The organism is Rhizobium sp. FG96, assembly GCF_057808655.1.
The window spans coordinates 113,168-134,324 of record NZ_JBMDIL010000013.1 but is presented as its reverse complement, the minus strand read 5'-3'; the positions used below and the strand labels follow the sequence as shown (position 1 = coordinate 134,324).

Annotated in this window: 20 protein-coding genes and 1 riboswitch; of the genes, 2 read left to right on the top strand and 18 right to left on the bottom strand. The window is 63.3% G+C overall.

Annotation, left to right across the window (positions count from 1 at the left end):
• Window positions 1-13: 13 nt before the first annotated feature.
• The 16 genes from crcB to urtA all read right to left on the bottom strand — a co-directional run bounded on the left by crcB (window position 14) and on the right by urtA (window position 14,140).
• Window positions 14-445, bottom strand: coding sequence for a fluoride efflux transporter CrcB (crcB, locus tag ACODR6_RS24005; RefSeq protein ID WP_112711411.1), 432 nt, complete (start codon window positions 443-445; stop codon window positions 14-16).
• Between the two features lie 51 nt (window positions 446-496).
• A riboswitch (Fluoride riboswitch) is annotated at window positions 497-558 on the bottom strand.
• Between the two features lie 73 nt (window positions 559-631).
• Window positions 632-1,243 (bottom strand): urease accessory protein UreG, encoded by a 612-nt coding sequence (gene ureG, locus ACODR6_RS24000; protein WP_112711412.1) that lies wholly within the window; start codon window positions 1,241-1,243, stop codon window positions 632-634.
• A gap of 76 nt (window positions 1,244-1,319) precedes the next feature.
• Window positions 1,320-1,991 (bottom strand): urease accessory protein UreF, encoded by a 672-nt coding sequence (locus ACODR6_RS23995; RefSeq protein ID WP_489024828.1) that lies wholly within the window; start codon window positions 1,989-1,991, stop codon window positions 1,320-1,322.
• A 6-nt stretch (window positions 1,992-1,997) separates the two neighbouring features.
• Window positions 1,998-2,582 (bottom strand): urease accessory protein UreE, encoded by a 585-nt coding sequence (locus tag ACODR6_RS23990; protein ID WP_489024827.1) that lies wholly within the window; start codon window positions 2,580-2,582, stop codon window positions 1,998-2,000.
• 81 nt (window positions 2,583-2,663) lie between these two features.
• Window positions 2,664-3,530 (bottom strand): GGDEF domain-containing protein, encoded by an 867-nt coding sequence (locus ACODR6_RS23985; RefSeq protein ID WP_489024825.1) that lies wholly within the window; start codon window positions 3,528-3,530, stop codon window positions 2,664-2,666.
• Between the two features lie 313 nt (window positions 3,531-3,843).
• Complete coding sequence (gene ureC / locus ACODR6_RS23980) at window positions 3,844-5,556, bottom strand: urease subunit alpha (protein ID WP_199627641.1); 1,713 nt, start codon at window positions 5,554-5,556, stop codon at window positions 3,844-3,846.
• Window positions 5,557-5,559: 3 nt separating this feature from the next.
• Complete coding sequence (locus tag ACODR6_RS23975) at window positions 5,560-6,183, bottom strand: Urease operon accessory protein (RefSeq protein WP_489024902.1); 624 nt, start codon at window positions 6,181-6,183, stop codon at window positions 5,560-5,562.
• A 16-nt stretch (window positions 6,184-6,199) separates the two neighbouring features.
• Window positions 6,200-6,616, bottom strand: coding sequence for a lysozyme inhibitor LprI family protein (locus ACODR6_RS23970; RefSeq protein ID WP_489024823.1), 417 nt, complete (start codon window positions 6,614-6,616; stop codon window positions 6,200-6,202).
• Between the two features lie 34 nt (window positions 6,617-6,650).
• Window positions 6,651-6,956, bottom strand: a complete 306-nt coding sequence (locus ACODR6_RS23965) for an urease subunit beta (RefSeq protein WP_199627652.1) — start codon at window positions 6,954-6,956, stop codon at window positions 6,651-6,653.
• A gap of 19 nt (window positions 6,957-6,975) precedes the next feature.
• The gene (locus ACODR6_RS23960) at window positions 6,976-7,278 is read right to left on the bottom strand and encodes an urease subunit gamma (protein WP_112711417.1); all 303 of its coding nucleotides are present in this window, start codon (window positions 7,276-7,278) and stop codon (window positions 6,976-6,978) included.
• Window positions 7,279-7,299: 21 nt separating this feature from the next.
• Window positions 7,300-8,121, bottom strand: a complete 822-nt coding sequence (locus ACODR6_RS23955) for an urease accessory protein UreD (RefSeq protein WP_489024820.1) — start codon at window positions 8,119-8,121, stop codon at window positions 7,300-7,302.
• 160 nt (window positions 8,122-8,281) lie between these two features.
• The gene (gene urtE / locus ACODR6_RS23950; RefSeq protein ID WP_413710084.1) at window positions 8,282-8,977 is read right to left on the bottom strand and encodes an urea ABC transporter ATP-binding subunit UrtE; all 696 of its coding nucleotides are present in this window, start codon (window positions 8,975-8,977) and stop codon (window positions 8,282-8,284) included.
• A 215-nt stretch (window positions 8,978-9,192) separates the two neighbouring features.
• Window positions 9,193-9,948 (bottom strand): urea ABC transporter ATP-binding protein UrtD, encoded by a 756-nt coding sequence (gene urtD / locus ACODR6_RS23945; protein ID WP_203428188.1) that lies wholly within the window; start codon window positions 9,946-9,948, stop codon window positions 9,193-9,195.
• Window positions 9,949-9,954: 6 nt separating this feature from the next.
• Window positions 9,955-11,115 carry an urea ABC transporter permease subunit UrtC gene (gene urtC / locus ACODR6_RS23940; protein ID WP_489024817.1) on the bottom strand — a complete coding sequence of 387 codons (1,161 nt, stop codon included), beginning with the start codon at window positions 11,113-11,115 and terminating at the stop codon, window positions 9,955-9,957.
• Complete coding sequence (gene urtB, locus ACODR6_RS23935; protein ID WP_489024815.1) at window positions 11,112-12,731, bottom strand: urea ABC transporter permease subunit UrtB; 1,620 nt, start codon at window positions 12,729-12,731, stop codon at window positions 11,112-11,114. The genes urtC and urtB overlap by 4 nt, the downstream gene beginning before the upstream one ends.
• Before the next feature lie 116 nt (window positions 12,732-12,847).
• Complete coding sequence (gene urtA / locus ACODR6_RS23930) at window positions 12,848-14,140, bottom strand: urea ABC transporter substrate-binding protein (protein ID WP_112711422.1); 1,293 nt, start codon at window positions 14,138-14,140, stop codon at window positions 12,848-12,850.
• Between the two features lie 217 nt (window positions 14,141-14,357).
• Here urtA and ACODR6_RS23925 point away from each other — a divergent pair, with 217 nt between their 5' ends.
• Both ACODR6_RS23925 and ACODR6_RS23920 read left to right on the top strand, forming a co-directional pair.
• Entirely contained in the window at window positions 14,358-17,744 is a 3,387-nt protein-coding gene (locus ACODR6_RS23925) for a hybrid sensor histidine kinase/response regulator (RefSeq protein ID WP_489024812.1), read from the top strand.
• Window positions 17,737-18,654 (top strand): response regulator, encoded by a 918-nt coding sequence (locus ACODR6_RS23920; RefSeq protein ID WP_489024810.1) that lies wholly within the window; start codon window positions 17,737-17,739, stop codon window positions 18,652-18,654. Before ACODR6_RS23925 ends, ACODR6_RS23920 begins: the two co-directional genes overlap by 8 nt.
• Before the next feature lie 252 nt (window positions 18,655-18,906).
• Here the strand turns inward: ACODR6_RS23920 and ACODR6_RS23915 are convergent, their stop codons facing one another.
• Window positions 18,907-19,875: a 2-hydroxyacid dehydrogenase gene (locus ACODR6_RS23915; RefSeq protein WP_489024808.1), complete on the bottom strand. Its 969-nt coding sequence runs from the start codon at window positions 19,873-19,875 to the stop codon at window positions 18,907-18,909.
• 154 nt (window positions 19,876-20,029) lie between these two features.
• On the bottom strand, window positions 20,030-21,157 hold the full coding sequence (locus ACODR6_RS23910) for a branched-chain amino acid ABC transporter substrate-binding protein (RefSeq protein ID WP_489024806.1): 1,128 nt from the start codon (window positions 21,155-21,157) through the stop codon (window positions 20,030-20,032).

Genomic DNA, 21,157 nt, shown 5'->3' with positions numbered 1-21,157 from the left:
CCTCCAACGCCCCCTACACCTCCTCCTCCACCCGCAACTGCGCCACCTGCTTCTCCCCGCCATTGAAATAGGACGCAATCAGGTGCCCCGCCGAAACGGCGGCCACACACAGCACCACCGAAGCGGCGATATTCACCCCCGCCCGCGTCACCGCGCCCGAGCGCATCAGATCGAGCGTCTGCAGGCTGAAGGACGAGAAGGTGGTGTAGCCGCCGCAGAGGCCGATCATCACGAAGAGCCGCATGTTTTCCGAAACCGGAAAGCGGCCATGCGCCAGCGTCAGCGTACCAAACAGGCCGATGATGAAGGATCCGGTGATGTTGATGATGATCGTGCCCCAGGGCAGGTTGCCGCTGATCGGCGCCGCCAGCACCGAAATCAGGTAGCGCGCCAGGGTGCCTAGGGCGCCTCCGGCCATGATGATCAAGCAGGTATAGAGTGACATGCACGCCTCATTGTTTCGGCGGGCAGTAGACACACTCCCACCGTCGATTAAATCGCGGTAGGAGTCATCAGCCATCACGGCGGTTTCGGGGGCACTCCATCCCCATCGCGGCCAAACTAGCCGCAGCACGGACGCAATGCAACGCCCGGCCGCAAGCCGCGTCAATTTGGACGGCAGGGGGCGGGCTCAGAGCCCACCATGCTCCTTCAGGAAGCTGACGATCGGGCCGATGCCGTCGCCGCGCTTCATGTCGGAGAAGACGAAGGGGCGCGTGGCGCGCATGCGCGTCGCATCGCGGTCCATGACGTCGAGATCGGCGCCGACATAGGGCGCCAGGTCCTTCTTGTTGATGACCAGAAGGTCCGACTTGGTGATCCCCGGGCCGCCCTTGCGCGGGATTTCCTCGCCCTGGCAGACCGAGATCACGTAGATGGTGATATCGGCAAGGTCAGGCGAGAAGGTCGCGGCCAGATTGTCGCCGCCGGATTCGATGAAGACGACGTCGAGATCGGGGATGCGCTGATTGAGACCGGCGATCGCCTGCAGATTGATCGTCGCGTCCTCGCGGATGGCGGTATGCGGGCAGCCGCCGGTTTCGACGCCGACGATGCGCTCGGAGGGCAGCGCCTGCATGCGCATCAGCGCCTCGGCATCTTCGGTCGTGTAGATGTCGTTGGTGACGACAGCGACCGAATAATCGTCGCGCATCGCTTTGCAGAGCTTCTCCGTCAGCGCCGTCTTGCCGGAGCCGACAGGCCCGCCGATGCCGACGCGGAGAGGTCCGTTTCTCGATTTCATATATGTCACTCCAATCCGCCCGATGATAGCGCCCGGCTATGACGCCTGCCACCGGCAAATGACGCAGATGCCGGCCTTACGAGCGGAAAAGTCTGGTGCTCTGGGTCTCGTGCCGCAGCGCAGAGATATCGGCCTGGACGGCCGCCGAGCCGAGATCGTCGGTTGTCGCCGCCGACGCCTTCCGGGCAACCCCGGCAATCAGCGGCTCGAGCTTCGCCAGCGTGCCGACGCCATCCTTCTGACCGGCAACGCCGAGGCGGATACCGGCAGAGACGGCCTGCGAGACATAGGCATGCAGGAAGGCGGCCAGCGCCTTGTCGAGTGGAACCTGATGGGCGCCCGCGACCGCGCCGACGGCAACCGGATAGGCTGCCTGTTGCGGCAGCCGGTCGAACACAGGATCAGCCCAGGCCCGCGCTGCCGTCAGAAAGGCATCGCCGAGCAACATCGTCTCCTGATGCCGCTCCCGCGACCCGGCAAGCGCCTCGGCAAGTGCAGCGAGATCACCGATCTCGGCGGCATCCCCCTGCCCGCGCCAGGCGGCGGAGAAGATCACCGCATCGTTCCAGATGCTGCCGTGCGTCAGCAGCGTCGAGATCCAGGTTTCCAGGCCCGCGGCATCGGTCACGAGGCCATCGTGGACCGCGCGCTCCAGACCGCCCGAATAGGCAAAGGAACCGACCGGGAAGGCCGGCGACAGCCACGCCATCAGGCGCAGCAGCGCCTGGAGATCATCCGCTTCCGTCATCGCCGCTCAGTCGTGAGAGTGATGGTGCCCGTCACCATGCTTGTGGTCGTGATCATGATGGTCATGATCATGATCGTGGCCATGCTCATGCTTGTGGTCATGGTCGTGAGAATGGTGATGGCCGTGATCGTGGTTGTCATGAGCGTGATGATCATGTCCATGGCCATGATAGGCGCCGCGCGCCGGCTGGAAGGGCTCGTTGACATCGAGCACGAGGGCGCCGAGACCCTGCAGCATGGTGCGGATCACATGGTCGCGCAGGATCAGGATGCGGTCTTCCTCGATCTGCGCCGCCAGATGCCGGTTGCCGAGATGCCAGGCAAGCTCGGTCAGATGCACCCGGTCCTTGCCGCGCACTTCGAACAGTTTCTCGTCGGCCGCCAGAATCTCGATCAGCTCGCCGTCATCGCGCACCAGGAGATCGCCATTGGCAAACAGCACCGGGTCCTTGAGGTCGAGCATTACCATGCCGCCGCTCTCCAGATGCAGCAGCTTGCGCCTGAGATGGCGCAGATCGTGCGGCAGCTTCACCTGCTCGATCGGGTGGGAGGACGGCGTACCGGCGGGGAGATAGGATGTGACGCGTTGCATGGGCATGTCCGTTTCAATGGGACTTCGACCATGCAAAATAGCGGAAGGACGCGCAAGCGCCAATGCGGATCCGCGCAGTGGCTAAATGCCGTAGGCGCGCTGCGGCTCGTCGTGATCGGCAGCATCGCCCTGCACGCCGAGCCCGCTTTCGACGAGGCGGCTGTGCCAGGCATGATGCAGCCCCTCGCTCTCATGGATGACGCGATTGCGGCCGAGCGCCTTTGCCAGATAGAGCGCCTTGTCCGCCGAGGCATAGACGGCCTCCTTGCTGCGCCCCGTCTCCAGATCGGCGATGCCGGCCGAAATGGTGATGGCGATGCTGCAGCCATCGGCGATGATAGGCTGCTGGGCGATCTGCGCCTTCACCTGCTCTACCTGTTCCAGCCGGGCCGACAGCGGCGAGCCGGTGACGATGACGCCGAACTCCTCGCCGCCGAGACGCGCGACAACCGAGCCGTCATTGAAGGCCGCCGCCAGGATGGCCGAGATGGCGATGATCACCGCATCGCCGCAGGCATGGCCGAAGCGGTCGTTGATCGCCTTGAAGCGGTCGACGTCGAAGATGACGAGCGAGGCATCGCCATCGGCATCCGCCAGCGCCGCCGTGAAGGCGCGCCGGTTGAGGAGACCGGAGAGCATGTCGGTGCGGCTCAGCTTTTCGAACTCGGCCCGCGAGACCGTCAGCTGATGCAGCGCGAAACCGGCGATCAGCGACAGCAGCCCGCAGGCCGCCCCGCCGACGATCCAGGCAAAGACGATGCCGAGGCTCAGCGAATGGGCGAGCGACAGCGGCAGAAGGTCGAGATAGGAGAGCGGCGGCAGCACGATCAGCATGATCAGCGCCGAAAGAATGACGGCCGAAAAGCTCATCTTCAGCGCAAAGCTGATGATGGTGGCGCGATGCTGAAAATTGCCCATCTCCGTCTGGAGCGACATCCAACTTTTCATCCGAATCGACCTCCAGCCCGGCACCCCATGGCATTTGATTAGAATGCATTTGCTGCCGGGGTCTTAAGCCGATCGTTAAGATTTGATCGAATTTGCCCGATTTAACAAACTTGCATTTTCGCGTGCAGGCTGCAGCAATGCTCAACTTGAATCGGAACTGATAAAAAACTGATTAAGCGTTTGATGCGACATTTATATCAGTAAATTTTGATGGGTCGGCAACGCCGCAAATCCACCCAAAAAAATCTGCCCGGCTAAATACAACCGGGCAGAGAATCGGCGTTAACGAATTGCTTCCCCGAGACGGCGACGCTCAGAACAGGAAGTAGCGCTGTGCCATCGGGAGAACGGTCGCCGGCTCGCAGGTCAGGAGCTCGCCATCGGCCCGCACTTCATAGGTCTCGGGATCGACCTCGATATGCGGCATCAGATTGTTATGGACCATCGAGGCCTTGGAGATTCCGCCGCGGGTGTTCTTCACCGCGAGCAGATCCTTGGCAACGCCGAGCCTGCCCTTCAGCCCGCCATCGAGTGCCGCCTGGGAGACGAAGGTGACCGAGGAGTTCGTCAGGCTCTTGCCGTAGGAGGCAAACATCGGACGGTAATGCACCGGCTGCGGTGTCGGGATCGAGGCATTCGGATCGCCCATCGGCGCCGCCGCAATCGAGCCGCCGAGCAGCACCATATCAGGCTTCACGCCGAAGAAGGCCGGGTTCCAGAGCACGAGGTCGGCGCGCTTGCCGACTTCGACCGAACCGATCTCGTGGCTGAGGCCGTGGGCGATCGCCGGGTTGATCGTGTATTTGGCGATGTAGCGGCGCACACGGAAATTGTCGTTCTCGCCCGTCTCTTCCTTCAGGCGACCGCGCTGGCGTTTCATCTTGTCGGCGGTCTGCCAGGTGCGGATCGCCACCTCGCCGACGCGGCCCATGGCCTGGCTGTCCGACGAGATGATCGAGAAGGCGCCGATATCGTGGAGAATGTCTTCGGCAGCGATCGTCTCCTTGCGGATGCGGCTTTCGGCAAACGCGATATCCTCTGGGATCGACGGTGACAGATGGTGGCAGACCATCAGCATGTCGAGATGCTCGGCGATGGTATTGACCGTATAGGGTCGCGTCGGGTTGGTCGAGGATGGGATAACGTTCGGCTGCCCGCAAATCTTGATGATGTCAGGCGCATGTCCGCCGCCCGCACCTTCGGTATGGAAGGCATGGATGGTGCGGCCCCGGATGGCGCCGATCGTATCCTCGACGAAGCCGCTCTCGTTCAGCGTATCGGTGTGGATCATCACCTGCACGTCATACTGATCGGCAACCGTCAGGCAGCAGTCGATGGCGCCGGGCGTCGTGCCCCAGTCCTCATGCAGCTTCAGCGAGGTAGCGCCGGCAAGCACCATTTCCTCCAGCGCGCCGGGCAGCGAGGCATTGCCCTTGCCGGCGAAGGCAAGGTTCATCGGGAAGGCATCGGCGGCCTCGATCATCCGGGCGATATGCCAGGGTCCCGGCGTGCAGGTCGTCGCCAGAGTGCCATGCGCCGGGCCCGTGCCGCCGCCCAGCATGCAGGTGAGACCCGACATCAGCGCTTCCTCGATCTGCTGCGGGCAGATGAAATGGATATGGCTGTCCATGCCACCGGCCGTGACGATCTTGCCCTCGCCCGCAATCGCCTCCGTGCCCGGGCCGACGATGATATTGACGCCCGGCTGCGTATCCGGATTGCCCGCCTTGCCGATCGCCACGATCCGCCCGCCCTTGAGCCCGATATCGGCCTTCACGATGCCGGTGTGATCGACGATCACGGCATTGGTGATAACGGTATCGACTGCGCCATTGGCACGCGTCACCTGGCTCTGCCCCATCCCATCCCGGATCACCTTGCCGCCGCCGAACTTCACCTCTTCGCCATAGGTGGTGAAGTCCTTCTCGATCTCGATGAAGAGCTCGGTATCGGCAAGCCGCACCTTGTCGCCAACGGTCGGTCCGAACATGCTGGCATAAGCGGCGCGGGAGATCTTGTGGGGCATCTGTCAGGCTCCTTGGGAGGAAGAATGAGACTGGTCGGCGGCATAACGAACGAGCCGCCCTTCGGCGATGTAGCGGTCGACGAGCTGGCGTTCGGCGGCGAAGGGGTGGCCGTCCCAGCCGGCGTGGCCGAAGCCGGCAAGGCCGGTCTCGGCGTCGGGGAAGCGGCGGAAGGTTTCGGCGATGGCGATGAGGCCGGTGCTGGGGACGACGTAGGGTGCCGGGCCATAGGCCGAGAGCGCCTCGTCCACCGCCTCATGAATCACTTTCTCAACGACCACATGCCGTTTGCCAGCTTCCTTGCAGAAGGCTTTGAACTGACTCGTGTAATCGTCGCAGAAATCGTCGAGCTCGGGATGCGAGACGGCGAGCGGGCCGCGCATTTCGGCAAACTTTTCCGGATCGCGCACGCACCAGATTTCCGAGGCTTCGACGACGCCTGGCAACGTCCGCCAGCCGGTATCGCCGGTCATCGCCTTGCCGGGACGGCCGGTATTGCAGACGGCGACGACATCGGTTCGGCCGGGGCTCGAAGCGTAGGAGCGGCATTCGTTGAAACGGATGACGAAGTCGGCGGCGGCGATCGCCGCGCGTCCCTCCTCACCCACATCTCCGTTGCCGACGATCATCACCTTCTGTGCCACCTCAATTGCCGCCCATTGCATCCGCCAGAGCCTTGAGCTCCTTCGTGCGGTTATCGCTCATATTGGCGAGGCAGCCGGCCACCAGCATCGGCTCCATCGACCCGCCGCGCGCCTGAAAGCCCTCGGCCTCGCATTGCGCATCGCGATAGGAGATCCAGGCACGCTGTGCCGTCAGCAGCGCCTTCTCGGCGCCGCGATCGCTCTCGTCCAGACCCTCGTCGGTCGCAGCCGCGGCAGCCCGCGTTTCCTTCCACTGGGCGTTCAGCGCCTTGTCGGCCTCGCCATATCGATCCTGCTCGCAGCTCGTCATCTCCGCCTGGGTCTCAGGGTTCTTGCAGTCGGTCTCCTCCTGCGCGAACACACCCGAAGCCATCATCACGCCGCCCGCGAGCGCCAGCAGGCCAATCACCAAACGCATCATTTCCTCCCGTCTTCCGTTATTTTCTTGTGTTTTAAAGCTTGCCCATGACGAGCTGGCGGAAGCCGTAGACTTCGCGCTTGCCCGAGAGCGGGATCAGCGTCACCGAGCGGGTCTGGCCCGGCTCGAAACGCACGGCAGTGCCCGCCGGGATGTCGAGGCGCATGCCCTGCGCCTTCTCGCGCTCGAAGGCCAAGCCGCCATTGGTCTCCGCGAAATGATAGTGGCTGCCGACCTGCACCGGCCGGTCGCCGGTATTCGACACATCGATCGTGATGGTCGGAGCGCCGGAGTTGAGTTCGATATCGCCGCTCGCGGCAATGATTTCGCCTGGGATCATGTCTTCCTCCTCACGCAGCTCAGCGGATCGGTTCGTGGACGGTGACGAGCTTGGTACCGTCAGGAAATGTCGCTTCCACCTGCACGTCGTGGATCATCTCGGCGATGCCCTCCATCACCTGGTGACGGCCGATGACGTGGGCACCAGCCTCCATCAGCTCGGCGACCGGGCGGCCGTCGCGCGCACCTTCGACGACGAAATCGCTGATCAGCGCGATCGCTTCCGGATAGTTAAGCTTGACGCCGCGATCGAGCCGCCGCTGCGCCACCATCGCCGCCATGGAAATCAACAGCTTGTCTTTTTCTCTCGGAGTGAGGTTCATCGTTCTTCCATTCCAGCTGAATTACAGGTTCCAGACTTTCGGCACCGGGGCGCCGTTGCGCAAGGCCGATATGACCGGGATCAGGATTTTTCTGAGCGCGAAGCCATCGGGTGCCGCGGCGCGGATGACGAGCTTGCCGCTCCAGGCGCTGGCGCCCGCCATGTACCCCTCAAGCAGCGGCCGCGCCCTGGCAAGATAGCTCTCGGCGAGCGGCCCGGCATAGAGAAGCGTCGCGAACGCCACCTGCCCGCCGAGCACCGGCTGCCTAGCCGTCAGCGCCGATACCTCGCCCTCGAGCTTCAGTTCCTCCGCATGGATCAGCCGGCCGGCGCGGCGGATGCGCCAGCGGTCGCGGAAGAGGCCTGTCACCATCGCCTCGCCCATCGCCTTGCGGCCGAGCAGGATCGCCTCGACGGCCAGGAACTCGGCGGTCTCGTCGAGATTGACGTCGAGGCGGCGGAAGAGCGAGGCGCGGTCGAAGAGGATGGTTTCCTGCGGCAGCCAGTCGACGCGGGCGCCGGCGCCGGCCTCGATGCGCGTGGTGACTTCGGCAGTGCCCGCCGATGCCTTGTAAATCTTCTCGCAGGCCTGTGTGGTGACGTCGATGCGGGTGCCGGGCCCGGCCGCGACGCTCCAGTTTATCCGGTCGCCGCCCGTCAGCCCGCCCGCGGTGTTGATGATGACGGCCTCCATCGAGGCGTCGAAGGTCTGAGGCAGGCGGATCTTTGCCGCCCCCTCCTGATAGAACTCGCGCAGCCGCGTGCGGCCATCCAGCATGCTCGCCGCCAGATGTCCCCGTCCCTCGGCTCTCTGCGGTCTGGTCGTCGCCGCTGCGCTCGTCATTCCATCCCCTGCAAACAGCCGCCGGTTACCGGCCGCCGCCATTCAATAAGTCCAAACAAATGAAAGCAAGCAATTCTCATGCCGCCCATCCCGCCCGCAACGGCAGGACGGACAGCCGATCGTCGATGGCAGGATTGCCCGCAAAAGCGGCATTTGCCGCTCAGACGGTCAGATGGCGGCGTGCCTCCGGGGTATCCAGCGTCTCGGCCAGACCCTCATGGACGATCTCGCCACGGTCCATGATGTAGACGTAATCGGCAAGCTCGCGGCAGAAATCGAGATATTGCTCGACCAGCAGGATCGCCATGCCGGTGGAATCCCGGAGATAACGGATCGCCCGGCCGATATCCTTGATGATCGACGGCTGGATGCCCTCGGTCGGCTCGTCGAGCACCAGGATCTTCGGCCGCGTCACCATGGCCCGGCCGATCGCCAGCTGCTGTTGCTGCCCGCCGGAAAGATCGCCGCCGCGACGTGACAGCATCGACTTCAGCACCGGGAAGAGACTGAAGATGTCATCGGGGATGTTGCGGTCGCGGCGGCCAAGCGGAGCAAAGCCGGTCTCCAGATTTTCCTTCACCGTCAGCAGCGGAAAGATCTCGCGCCCCTGCGGCACATAGCCGATGCCCTGCTTGGCCCGCGCAAAGGGCGGCAGGCCGTTGAGCCTCGTCTCGTTGAAGGTGACGCTGCCCGCAGACAGCGGATGCTGGCCGGTGACGGCGCGCAGCAGTGAACTCTTGCCGACGCCGTTGCGGCCAAGCACGCAGGTGATCTTGCCCATCTCGGCCTTGATCGAGATGCCGCGCAGCGCCTGTGCCGCGCCGTAGTGGAGGTTTGCGTTTTCGACTGTCAGCATGATGCCGTCTCCTGGCGAAGTGCGGATGCAAAGACCCCTCCCCAACCCCTCCCCACAAGGGGGAGGGACTGACACGGCGCAGCCGCCTCAGAAAATATCACCCCATTGAAGATCGGGAGAGCTTGGCAAGGAGAGGCCGCCTTGGTTAAGCCCCTCCCCCTTGTGGGGAGGGGTTGGGGAGGGGTTTTGGCCTTCGAAGACAATTTGCTCATCCCTCACCGCCCCAGATAGTTCTCGATCACCTTCGGATCGGAACTGACAAAATCGATCGACCCCTCGGCCAGCACCGAGCCTTCGGCCAGGCACGTCACCTTGACGCCGAGGTCGCGGATGAAGCCCATGTCGTGTTCGACGACGACCACCGAGCGGGTCTTGGCGATTTCCTTGAGCAGGATCGCGGTCTCCGCCGTTTCGGCATCGGTCATCCCGGCGACCGGCTCGTCGACGAGCAGCAGCTTCGGCTCCTGGGCGAGCAGCATGCCGATCTCCAGCCACTGCTTCTGCCCATGCGAGAGATTGGCGGCGAGCTCGTCGCGACGATGCGTCAGACGAACGGTCTCGAGGATTTCCTCGATGCGTGCCTTGTCTTCTGCCGACAACCGGTAGAACAGCGTCGAGAACACGCCGCGGCGGCGGTTCAGCGCCAGTTCCAGATTGTCCCAGACCGTGTGGCTTTCGAAGACCGTCGGCTTCTGGAACTTGCGGCCGATGCCGAGCTGGGCGATGTCGGCCTCGTCGAGCTTCGTCAGGTCGGTCTGGCCGTTGAAGAAGACGGCGCCCTCGTCGGGCCGCGTCTTGCCGGTGATGATATCCATCATCGTCGTCTTGCCGGCGCCGTTCGGGCCGATGATGGCGCGCAGCTCACCGGGTTCGATGACGATCGACAGCGAATTCAGCGCCTTGAAGCCATCGAAGGACACCGACACGCCGTCGAGATAGAGCACGCTGTTGGGTTTGACGTCGGGGATCATCGGCGCTCACTCCGCTGGCTGGATTTTCGCATCGACGCCGTCCTCGAGCGAGGGAGGCGTCGCTTCCGTCCGCGGCTTCTTGCGGCCGAAATACTGGGCGATGGTGCCGACAATGCCCTTCGGCAGGAACAGCGTGACGAGCACGAAGAGACCGCCGAGCGCAAAGAGCCAGAACTCTGGGAAGAGGCCGGTGAAGATCGTCTTGCCGCCATTGACGAGGATGGCGCCAAGGATCGGCCCGATCAGCGTCGCCCGGCCGCCGACAGCCGTCCAGATGACCACTTCGATCGAGTTTGCAGGCGCGAATTCGCCAGGATTGATGATGCCGACCTGCGGCACGTAGAGCGCACCCGCAATGCCCGCCATCATCGCCGAGACGACGAAGGTGAAGAGCTTGAAATGCTCGACGCGGTAGCCGAGGAAGCGCGTGCGGCTTTCAGCATCGCGCACGCCGACCAGCACCTTGCCGAACTTGGAGCGCACGATCGCCGAGGAGATCATCAGCGACAGCGCCAGGAAGATCGCGGTCGCGGCAAACAGGCTGGCGCGCGTACCGTCGGCCTGAACGCTGAAGCCAAGGATTTCCTTGAAGTCGGTCATGCCGTTATTGCCGCCGAAGCCCATGTCGTTGCGGAAGAAGGCAAGCAGCAGCGCGTAGGTCATCGCCTGGGTGATGATCGAGAGATAGACGCCGTTGACGCGTGAGCGGAAGGCGAACCAGCCGAAGACGAAGGCAAGCAGGCCGGGCACGAGGAGAACCATCAGCGCCGCAAACCAGAACTGGTCGAAGCCGTACCAGAACCAGGGCAGCTCCTTCCAGTTCAGGAACACCATGAAATCGGGCAGAACAGGATCGCCATAGACGCCGCGCGAGCCGATCTGGCGCATCAGATACATGCCCATCGCATAGCCGCCGAGCGCGAAGAAAGCGCCGTGGCCGAGCGAGAGAATGCCGCAGAAGCCCCAGACGAGATCGAGCGCCAGCGCCAGCAGCGCATAGGTGAGATACTTGCCGAACAGCGCCATGATGTAGGTCGGGATGTGCAGCGGGTTCTCGGGGTCGGTCATCAGGTTGAGAACCGGAACGAGGACGGCGACCATGAGCAGGATGGCGATGGCAATGGAGATCTTGCGATCGAGAGACCGGATAAGGAAGGCCGTAATCATGCTTCCACCGCCCTTCCTTTGAGTGCGAAGAGCCCGCGGGGACGCTTCTGGATGAAGAGGATGATGAGGACGAGCACCAGGATCTTGCCGAGCACGGCGCCGGCGAAGGGTTCCAGGAACTTGTTGACGACGCCGAGCGACAGAGCGCCGACCAGCGTGCCCCAGAGATTGCCGACGCCGCCGAAGACCACGACCATGAAGCTGTCGATGATGTAGCTCTGGCCGAGGTTCGGCGAGACGTTGTCGATCTGGCTGAGTGCGACGCCCGCCATGCCGGCAATGCCGGAGCCGAGCGCGAAGGTGAAGGCATCGACCCAGCCGGTGCGGATCCCCATCGATGAGGCCATACGGCGGTTCTGGGTGACGGCGCGCATCTGCAGACCGAAGGCGGAGCGTTTGAGCAACATCAGCAGCGTCACGAACACCGCCATCGAGAAGACGATGATCCAGAGGCGGTTCCAGGTAATCGACAGGCCGCCGAGCTCGAAAGCGCCCGACATCCAGCTCGGATTGCGCACCTCGCGGTTGGTCGGGCCGAAGATCGTGCGCACCGCCTGCTGCAGGATCAGCGACACGCCCCAGGTGGCCAGCAGCGTTTCCAGCGGCCGGCCGTAGAGATAGCGGATGACGAGGCGCTCGATGATCAGTCCGACGAAGCCGGTGAAGACGAAGGCGGCGGGCACGGCGAAGGCCAGCGAGTAATTGGCCATCTCGGGGAAGTTGGCGGTGATATATTCCTGCACGACATAGGTCGTGTAGGCGCCAATCATCACCATTTCGCCATGCGCCATGTTGATGACGCCCATGACGCCGAAGGTGATCGCAAGGCCAATGGCTGCCAGCAGCAGCACGGAACCGAGCGACAGCCCGTACCAGACGTTCTGCACCACATCCCAGACCGCCAGGTTGCGCTTGATGCCATCGATATCCGACTGGATGGCGGGCTTCAGATCATCGGGTGCGGTTTCCATCGCCGTCGTCAGGATCGTCAGCGCGTTGCGGTCGCCGCGGGCGGCGATGGTGTCGATGGCGGCCTTCTTGTCCTCGGCGCTGACATCGCTTTTCAGCATCATCACGGCGCGCGCGGCTTCCATCGTGTTCTTGACCTCGGCATCCTTCTCGCCCGCAAGCGCGGAGTTCAGAAGCTCGAGATTGGAGGGATCTGCATCGCGCAGCAGGCCTTGCGCCGCTGCAAGCCGCGCGGAACGATCCGGGCTCAGCAGCGTCAGCGTGCTCATGGCGCTGGCGATCGCGCCGCGCAGGGAATTGTTGATCTTCACCTTCGACATGTAATCGGCGTCGACGCCATCGACGGCTTCGCCGCTGATCGGATCGGAAAAGGTCGGCTCGTCCTCGGCGCCGCCCTGGAGCAGCACCGGGCCGCCCTCTTCCGAATTCACGTAGAGCTGGCCGTCGCTGAGCTGCTGCAGGATCTGGCCGACATGCGGGTCCTTGGAGGCAACGAGCGCCTTGATGGCTTCGGCGCGCTGATCGAAATCGCCTTCGCCGAGCGCGTTGACGAGGGCATGAATGTCTTCCTGCGCCTTCAGCGGCGATGCAAGCATCGGAGCCGCGAGGCAGAGGGTAAGAAGGATAAGCTTGAGGGCGCGATACATCGGCTTTCTCGCCTGGACTATCGTTGGCCTTTTGGGCAGCAACCGTTTGGGACGGAGCTTCCGCCCGGAGATAGGATCCGGACGGAAGTCATCAGGCAGGTATCGGATCGGCTAACTCAAGACCCCTTGCCGCCGCACTTGCCGGTCGCAACGTTGAAGTTGCCGCAGTTCATCGGCTTGCGCCAATCGGAGATCAGGTCCTTGGAGTCAGGCAGGTAGTCGGACCATTCGTCACCGACGACGGCAGGCGTCTGCTGCACGATTTCAAACTGGCCGTCGGCCTGGATTTCGCCGATCAGGACAGGCTTGGTGATGTGGTGGTTCGGCATGACGGTTGCCGTGCCGCCGGAGAGGTTCGGAACGGAGACGCCGATGATGGTGTCGAGAACCTTGTCGGTGTCGGTCGTGCCGGCGGCCTGAACGGCCTTAACCCAGGCGTTGAAGCCGATATAGGCAGCTTCCATCGGGTCGTTGGTCACGCGCTTGTCGTTCTTCGTGAAGGCGTGCCATTCCTTGATGAACTTCTTGTTCGCCGGGCTTTCGACCGACTCGAAGTAGTTCCAGGCAGCGAGGTGGCCGACGAGCGGTTTGGTGTCGAGACCGGCAAGTTCTTCTTCGCCGACCGAGAAGGCGACGACGGGGATATCGGTTGCCTTGACGCCCTGGTTGCCGAGTTCCTTGTAGAACGGAACGTTGGCGTCGCCGTTGATCGTCGAGACGACGGCGGTCTTCTTGCCGGCGGCGCCGAATTCCTTGATCTTGGAGACTTCCGTCTGCCAGTCGGAGAAGCCGAACGGCGTGTAGTTGACGATGATGTCTTCCTTCGGAATGCCCTTCGAGATCAGATAGGCTTCCAGGATCTTGTTGGTGGTGCGCGGATAGACGTAGTCGGTGCCTTCGAGAACGAAGCGCTTCACGCCTTCCTTCTCCATCAGGTAGTCGACCGCCGGGATCGCCTGCTGGTTCGGAGCAGCACCCGTGTAGAAGATGTTGCGCGAGGATTCTTCACCCTCGTACTGGACCGGGTAGAACAGGATCGAGTTCAGCTCTTCGAAAACAGGCAGAACCGACTTGCGCGACGAGGAGGTCCAGCAACCGAAAACGGCCGCGACCTTGTCCTTTTCGATCAGCTCGCGTGCCTTTTCGGCAAACAGCGGCCAGTCGGAAGCCGGGTCGACGACGACGGCTTCGAGCTTCTTGCCGAGAAGGCCGCCCTTCTTGTTCTGCTCGTCGATGAGCATCAGCATGGCGTCCTTGAGCGTCGTCTCGGAGATGGCCATGGTGCCGGAGAGCGAGTGCAGAACGCCGACCTTGATCGTGTCGTCGGCGGCAACTGCTCCGTGGAATGCGGCCGTGGCCGACATGACGGCGCCGAGAACGGCACCTGAAACGTATGATCGCAGATTCATCTTGTGATCCCCTCTTCTTGTTCGACAACAGGCCGGAAGGCAAAAATTAACTGTTGCTTAGGGGACTATCCGGTGCTGCACTGCAAAAACACATACGTAATATGACGTAGGCACCGGGGCGAAATCTGCACGCGATTGCTGCGCTGCACTCTTAAGCGCTCCGGCCATCCATGTTACGGAAGTGTGACAAGGGGAACGAAGGGACCGGCAGAGCAGCATGGCAGCGCGGCAACGCATCATTCCGGTCCGGCGCGAGTATAACCGCTGGGTCGCGAACCAGACGCTGGAGGACTATGCGCTGCGCTTCACCGCAAAGAGCGCAAGACAGTTTTCCTCGCAGCGCATCTCGCAGACGGCGATCGGCGCCATCTCCTTCCTGGCGCTGGAGGCGATCGGCGGGGCGATCACGCTCTCCTACGGCACGACCAACGCCTTCTTCGCCATCATCGTCGCCTCGATTGCCATGCTCATGATTGGCTTGCCGATCAGCCGCTACGCGATCCGCCACGGCGTCGATATCGACCTTCTGACGCGTGGCGCCAGCTTCGGCTATATCGGCTCGACCATCACCTCGCTGATCTATGCCAGCTTCACCTTCATGCTGTTTGCGATCGAGGCCTCGATCATGTCCGGCGCGCTGGAGCTGACGCTCGGCATTCCGCTCTGGATCGGCTATATCATCAGCGCCGTGATGGTGATCCCGCTCGTGACGCACGGCGTCAAGCTGATCAGCCGATTCCAGCTCGTCACCCAACCCTTCTGGATCATCCTCAACGTCCTGCCCTTCATCTTCATCGCCTTTCTCGACTGGGAGAAATTCGATGTCTGGCGCGCCTTCGCCGGCATCCGCCATGCCTCGGGACCGCCAGGCACCGTCGCCGATTTCAACCTGGTGGAATTCGGCGCCGCCTCCGCCGTCATCCTGGCGCTGATGTCGCAGATCGGCGAGCAGGCCGACTTCCTGCGCTTCCTGCCGCCGGATGGGCAGCGCAAGTGGCGCCACCGCCTCGCCGTCTTCCTCGCCGGCCCCGGCTGGGTGATCATCGGCGCGCCGAAGCTCCTGGCCGGTTCCTTTCTCGTCGTGCTGACCTTCACGGCCGGCGTGCCCGTCGACCGCGCCGCCGATCCGGCGCAGATGTATCTCACCGCTTTCGGCTACATGATCCCCTGGCACAATGCCGCCCTGCTGTTGATGGCCGCCTTCGTCGTCGTTTCGCAGCTGAAGATCAACGTCATGAACGCCTATGCGGGCTCGCTCGCCTGGTCCAACTTCTTCTCGCGCCTGACCCACAGCCATCCCGGCCGCGTCATCTGGCTGATCTTCAACGTGGCGATCGCGCTCCTCCTGATGGAGCTCGGCATCTACCGGCTGCTGGAGGAGACGCTCGGCATCTTCTCGATCATCGCCATGGCCTGGCTCTGCACGATCTCCGCCGATCTCTTCATCAACAAGCCGCTTGGCCTCGCCCCTCCCGGTATCGAGTTCAAGCGCGCCCATCTCTACGATATCAACCCGGTCGGCCTCGGCGCCATGACGCTCTCGGCCGGCATTTCGCTGATCGCCCATTTCGGCGCCTTCGGCCCGATCGCCGCCTCGCTCGCGCCCTATATCACCCTCGTCATCGCGCTGACCGCCTCGCCGCTGATCGCCTGGGCGACCAAGGGCAAGTTCTACCTCGCCCGCAAGCCGCGCCACAGCTGGAAGAACCTGACAAGCATCACCTGCTCGGTCTGCGAACACCCGTTCGAGCCCGAGGACATGGCCTGGTGCCCTGCCTATGCCGCGCCGATCTGCTCGCTCTGCTGTTCGCTCGACAGCCGCTGCCACGACATGTGCAAGCCGAAGGCGCGGCTGAATGCCCAGGTCGGCACCGTCGCCAAGGCCGTGCTGCCGGAAACCGTGGTGCAGAAACTGACGACCCGCTTGGGACGCTACGGCATCGCCGTGGTGCTGGCGCTGACCGCGGTCGGCGCGATCCTGGCGATGATTGCCCATCAGGTGGCTTCCGCCTCGCCGGAGACGGCCGAAGTCGTCAACCGCACCATCCTGATCGTCTTCTTCGTCTTCGCCGTCATCGCCGGCGTCGTCTGCTGGTTCTATGTGCTCGCCCATGACAGCCGCGTCGTCGCCGAGGAGGAATCCTCGCGCCAGAACACGCTGCTCCTGAAAGAGATCGCCGCCCACAAGAAGACCGACGCTGCGCTGCAGAACGCCAAGGAAACCGCCGAAGCCGCCAACCGCGCCAAGAGCCGCTATGTCGTCGGCCTCAGCCATGAGCTGCGCACGCCGCTCAATGCCGTGCTCGGCTATGCCCAGATCCTCGAGCGCGACGAGACCATCCCGCCGCCGCGCCAATCCTCGATCAAGGTCATCCGCCGCTCGGCCGAGCATCTCTCCGGTCTGATCGACGGGCTGCTGGATATTTCAAAGATCGAGGCCGGTCGCCTGCAGGTCTATTCCAACGAGATCAACATTCAGGATTTCCTCGACCAGATCGTCGACATGTTCCGTCCGCAGGCGCAGGCCAAGGGCCTCGCCTTCATTCACGACCGCACGCCGTCGCTGCCGCAATTCGTGCGCACCGATGAGAAGCGCCTGCGCCAGATCCTCGTCAACCTGCTCTCCAACGCCATCAAGTTCACCGACGAGGGCAGCGTCACCTTCGATGTCGGCTATCGCAGCCAGGTCGCGACCTTCACCGTTTCAGATACCGGCCGCGGCATCGCCGAGAAGGATTTGAGCCGCATCTACGAACCCTTCCAGCGCGGCGAGGCCGACAGCATCCGCCCGATGCCGGGCCTCGGCCTCGGCCTGACGATCACCCGGCTTCTGACCAATACGCTCGGCGGCGAAATCCTGGTGACGAGCGAGAAGGACCAGGGCTCGACCTTCCGCGTCCGCCTGATGCTCTCGGCCGTCATGCGCGAGATGACGGCGCCGCCGCAGGAGAAGAAGATCGTCAGCTACGACGGCCCGCGCCGCACCATCGTCGTCGTCGACGACAACGAGGATCACCGCGAGATGATGCGGGAAATCCTGGCACCGCTCGATTTCGTCGTGCTGACGGCAGCCAGCGGCACCGATTGCCTGACGCTGATCGAGGGCATCCAGCCCGATCTCTTCCTGGTCGATATCTCGATGCCCGGCATGAGCGGCTGGCAACTCGCCTCGCGCCTGCGCGAAAACGGCCAGACCTCGCCTATCGTCATGCTGTCCGCCAATATCGGCGATGCCGCAGCGACAGCCGAAAGCGATGACAGCCATAATGACGCGATCGGCAAGCCCGTCGACATCAGGCAGCTGCGCGACAAGCTGGCGCTGCATCTCGGCCTGAAATGGACCTACGCGGACACGGCGGCGGTGCCCGCTCCGCCGCCAAAACCGCCGCTCGTCAGCCCCGGCATCGCCCATGTCGAGGAACTGATGCGGCTCTGCGAAATCGGCTACATCAGGGGTATCGAAGCCAAGCTCAACGACCTTGCCAAGGACGAGGCAAATCAGCCATTTACCGAGGAACTTCGCGCCTATGTGGCGGCGTTCGATCTCGACGGCTGCATGACTTTCCTGCACCGGTTCAACGAAAAGGTGGAAACCATTGGCTGATCAGGCCCACCCCCGCGATATCGTGCTGCTGGTCGACGACTCGCCCGAGGCGCTCGGCTTTCTCACCGATGCGCTGGAGCAATCCGGCTTCTCCGTGCTGATCGCCACCTCCGGCTCGGCGGCACTCAATATCGTCGAGCGCATCACGCCGGATCTCATCCTGCTCGATGCCGTCATGCCCTCGATGGATGGCTTCGAGACCTGCCGCAAGCTGAAAGAGAACGCCGCCGTCAGCCAGGTGCCGGTGATCTTCATGACCGGGCTGACGGAAACCGAGCATGTGGTCCACGCGCTGGAATCCGGCGGCGTCGACTATCTGACGAAGCCGATCAATATCGACGAGCTGCGCGCCCGCATCCGCGTTCACCTGCGCAACGCCCGCTCGACGCAAAGCGCCCGCGTCGCCCTCGACGCCGCCGGCCGTCATCTGCTGGCGGTGAAGGGCGACGGCAAGGTGCACTGGTCGACCCCGCAGGCAACCCGCCTCGTCAACGCCGCCATGGGCAGCGACGATGCGCTCGCGACCGTCACGGCCCATATCGCCGCCTGGATGAAGGACCGCATGGCGACCGGCCGTGACGCCGCCTTCTCGATCAGCCACGCCGGCCAACCCGCCCTCCAGCTCGCCTTCCTCGGCACCATCGGCCCCGACGAATACCTCTTCCGCCTGACGGCAATCAGCCAGCGCAGCGACGACGCGGTGCTGCGCCAACATTTTTCGCTGACCCAGCGGGAGTCGGAAGTGCTGCTGTGGATCGCCAAGGGCAAGGCCAACCGCGATATCGGCGAGATCCTGGGGCTCTCGGCGCGGACGGTGAACAAGCATCTGGAGCAGATTTATGTGAAACTCGGCGTGGAAAACCGGGCGTCGGCCGCGGTGAAGGCGGCGCATGTGTTGCATGAGGGGTGAGGTTGGGGTCGCTTGAGTCTTAGACTTCGAGCAAGCTCGCCCCCCCTCTGCCCTGCCGGGCATCTCCCCCACAGGTGGGGAGATTGGCTGGGCGCACCCGCTCGCCTTGCCATCCAGAAATCGAAGCTGAGAGCACATTGGTTCAATGAATGCGATGCGCACGCCACGAGTCATCTCCCCACCTGTGGGGGAGATGCCCGGCAGGGCAGAGGGGGGCGAGCTTGCTCGACGCCTACCGGCCTACCGAAACCCTCAAACTACCCGATCCGCAGGCTCCCTGCCCTCGAAGAACGCGGTGACATTGTCCACCACCTTCATCCCCATGGCCGTGCGCGTCTCCTCCGTCGCGCTGCCGAGATGCGGCAGGAGGACGACGTTCTCCATCGCCTTCAAAGCCTCCGGCACCTGCGGCTCCGCCTCGTAGACATCGAGCCCGGCCCCACGGATCACACCGGTCTGCAGCGCCGCAATCAGCGCCGTCTCGTCGACAACATCGCCGCGAGCCGTGTTGATCAGGAACGCCCCCTTCTTCATCGCAGCAAACCGCGCCGCATTCATCAGATGGCGGTTTTCGGCCCCGCCGGGGCAATGCAGCGACACGAAATCGGCGGCGCCGAGCACGTCCTCGACGGTCGCAAGCTGGCGGGCGCCGTAGCGGGCGGCTTCGGCCTCATCGACCTTCGAGCGATTGTAAAACACCACATCCATGCCGAAGCCGAAATGGCAGCGCTGGGCGAAGGCCTTGCCGATGCGGCCGAAGCCGATGATGCCGACGGTCTTGCCGGAGACCTTGGTGCCGATCATATGCGTCGGGCACCAGCCCTTCCATTCATTGGCGCGGACCTGCCGATCACCCTCTCCACCACGGCGGGCGACATCGAGCAGCAGCAGCATGGCGATATCGGCGGTGCAGTCCGTCAGCACGCCCGGTGTATTGGTGACGGCAATACCCTTCGCCTTGGCGGCGTCGATGTCGATGTGATTGTAGCCGACGCCGAAATTGCCGAGGATTTTCGCCCGCGGGCTGCCCTCGAACACGGATGCCGGCAGCTTGTCGGAAACCGTCGGCAGGACAGCGTCATAATCCGCCAGCGCCTGGCGCAGCGCATCGGGACCGAGCGGCACGTCTGCGTCGTTGAAAGTCACGTCGAAACGCTCGGCAAGAGCGGCTTCGGCGGCGGCAGGCCACCGGCGGGTGACGAGAATGCGCGGTCGGGACATCGAAATTTCCATTTCTGAATTCTGGCGGGGCGTGAAAGCTAGCCCATCACATCCCGATTGAAAACGTCACTCCACGCTCCAACCGTCGCCAAAAACAAAGAAGCCCGGTCGAAACCGGGCTTCCTCTAAACGGCATGAACCGTGCAAGCGATGCTTACTTCGCAGCTTCCTGCGGGAAGTAGCTGTACTTGCCGTCCGGACCCTTCTTCCATTCGTACATGATGTAGCCCGGGAGCTTCGGGTCGCCCTTTTCGTCGAACGACATGTCGCCGAGAACGGTCGGGAACGGACCCTTTTCCTTCATGGCCTTGGCAACGGCTTCCGGATCATTGGAACCGGCAGCCTTTGCAGCGCCTGCGATCGACTGCATCGCAGCGTAGGAGTAGAGGGTGTAAGCTTCCGGGTTGAAGCCGGCAGCCTTGAACTTCTCGACGAGGTCCTTGTTGGCCGGGTTCAGCGTCGGATCCGGGCCGAAGGTGTTCAGCGTGCCTTCGACGGCGTCGCCGGCGATCGAAGCCAGTTCGTTCGAAACGATACCGTCACCCGATACGAGCGTTGCCTTCAGGCCCTGGTCCTTCGCCTGGCGGATGATGAGACCGGCTTCGGTGTGGAGACCACCCCAGTAGATGATCGAAACGCCGGCTTCCTTCATCTTGGCGATGAGGGCCGAGAAGTCCTTGTCGCCGACGTTGATGCCTTCGTACAAGGCTTCGGTGATACCAGCGGCGTTCATGGCCTTCTTGGTTTCGTCAGCGAGACCCTGGCCGTAAGGCGTCTTGTCGTGAACGACAGCGATCTTGGCGTCCTTGAAGTGGTCGGCGAGATACTTGCCGGCGATGGCGCCCTGCTGGTCGTCACGGCCGCAGGTACGGAAGGTGTTCCAGAGACCACGCTCGGTGAACTGCGGGTTCGTCGCAGCCGGGGTGATTTCGAGAATGCCGTTTTCGGCGTAGACTTCGGAAGCCGGGATGGAAACGCCCGAGTTGAAGTGGCCAACAACGAACTTGACGCCGTCAGCGACGAACTTGTTGGCGACCGAGATGCCCTGCTTCGGGTCGGAGACGTCGTCACCGAGCTCGACCTTGATCTGCTCGCCGTTGATGCCACCGGCAGCGTTGATGTCAGCGGCTGCCTGTTCGGCACCCTTCTGGAGCTGTGCACCGAACGCAGCGTTCGGGCCGGTCAGCGGACCACCAACACCGACGAGCAGGTCAGCGCGGGCGGCGTTGCTGAAAGCAACCATAGCCGTCAGGGCGACTGCCGACAGAAGATACTTCTTCAT

Excerpts from the sequence above, each read along its gene's own strand:
- ACODR6_RS23960 (WP_112711417.1), bottom strand. The coding sequence starts at position 7,278 with ATGAACCTCACTCCGAGAGAAAAAGACAAGCTGTTGATTTCCATGGCG.
- ACODR6_RS23975 (WP_489024902.1), bottom strand. The coding sequence starts at position 6,183 with ATGATCGTCGGCAACGGAGATGTGGGTGAGGAGGGACGCGCGGCGATC.
- urtD (WP_203428188.1), bottom strand. The coding sequence starts at position 9,948 with ATGATCCCCGACGTCAAACCCAACAGCGTGCTCTATCTCGACGGCGTG.
- urtA (WP_112711422.1), bottom strand. The coding sequence starts at position 14,140 with ATGAATCTGCGATCATACGTTTCAGGTGCCGTTCTCGGCGCCGTCATG.
- ACODR6_RS23915 (WP_489024808.1), bottom strand. The coding sequence starts at position 19,875 with ATGTCCCGACCGCGCATTCTCGTCACCCGCCGGTGGCCTGCCGCCGCC.
- urtC (WP_489024817.1), bottom strand. The coding sequence starts at position 11,115 with ATGATTACGGCCTTCCTTATCCGGTCTCTCGATCGCAAGATCTCCATT.
- ACODR6_RS23965 (WP_199627652.1), bottom strand. The coding sequence starts at position 6,956 with ATGATCCCAGGCGAAATCATTGCCGCGAGCGGCGATATCGAACTCAAC.
- ACODR6_RS23995 (WP_489024828.1), bottom strand. The coding sequence starts at position 1,991 with ATGACGGAAGCGGATGATCTCCAGGCGCTGCTGCGCCTGATGGCGTGG.
- ACODR6_RS23910 (WP_489024806.1), bottom strand. The coding sequence starts at position 21,157 with ATGAAGAAGTATCTTCTGTCGGCAGTCGCCCTGACGGCTATGGTTGCT.
- ACODR6_RS23985 (WP_489024825.1), bottom strand. The coding sequence starts at position 3,530 with ATGAAAAGTTGGATGTCGCTCCAGACGGAGATGGGCAATTTTCAGCAT.
- urtE (WP_413710084.1), bottom strand. The coding sequence starts at position 8,977 with ATGCTGACAGTCGAAAACGCAAACCTCCACTACGGCGCGGCACAGGCG.
- ACODR6_RS23925 (WP_489024812.1), top strand. The coding sequence starts at position 14,358 with ATGGCAGCGCGGCAACGCATCATTCCGGTCCGGCGCGAGTATAACCGC.
- ACODR6_RS23955 (WP_489024820.1), bottom strand. The coding sequence starts at position 8,121 with ATGACGAGCGCAGCGGCGACGACCAGACCGCAGAGAGCCGAGGGACGG.
- urtB (WP_489024815.1), bottom strand. The coding sequence starts at position 12,731 with ATGTATCGCGCCCTCAAGCTTATCCTTCTTACCCTCTGCCTCGCGGCT.
- ACODR6_RS23970 (WP_489024823.1), bottom strand. The coding sequence starts at position 6,616 with ATGCGTTTGGTGATTGGCCTGCTGGCGCTCGCGGGCGGCGTGATGATG.
- crcB (WP_112711411.1), bottom strand. The coding sequence starts at position 445 with ATGTCACTCTATACCTGCTTGATCATCATGGCCGGAGGCGCCCTAGGC.
- ureC (WP_199627641.1), bottom strand. The coding sequence starts at position 5,556 with ATGCCCCACAAGATCTCCCGCGCCGCTTATGCCAGCATGTTCGGACCG.
- ACODR6_RS23990 (WP_489024827.1), bottom strand. The coding sequence starts at position 2,582 with ATGCAACGCGTCACATCCTATCTCCCCGCCGGTACGCCGTCCTCCCAC.
- ureG (WP_112711412.1), bottom strand. The coding sequence starts at position 1,243 with ATGAAATCGAGAAACGGACCTCTCCGCGTCGGCATCGGCGGGCCTGTC.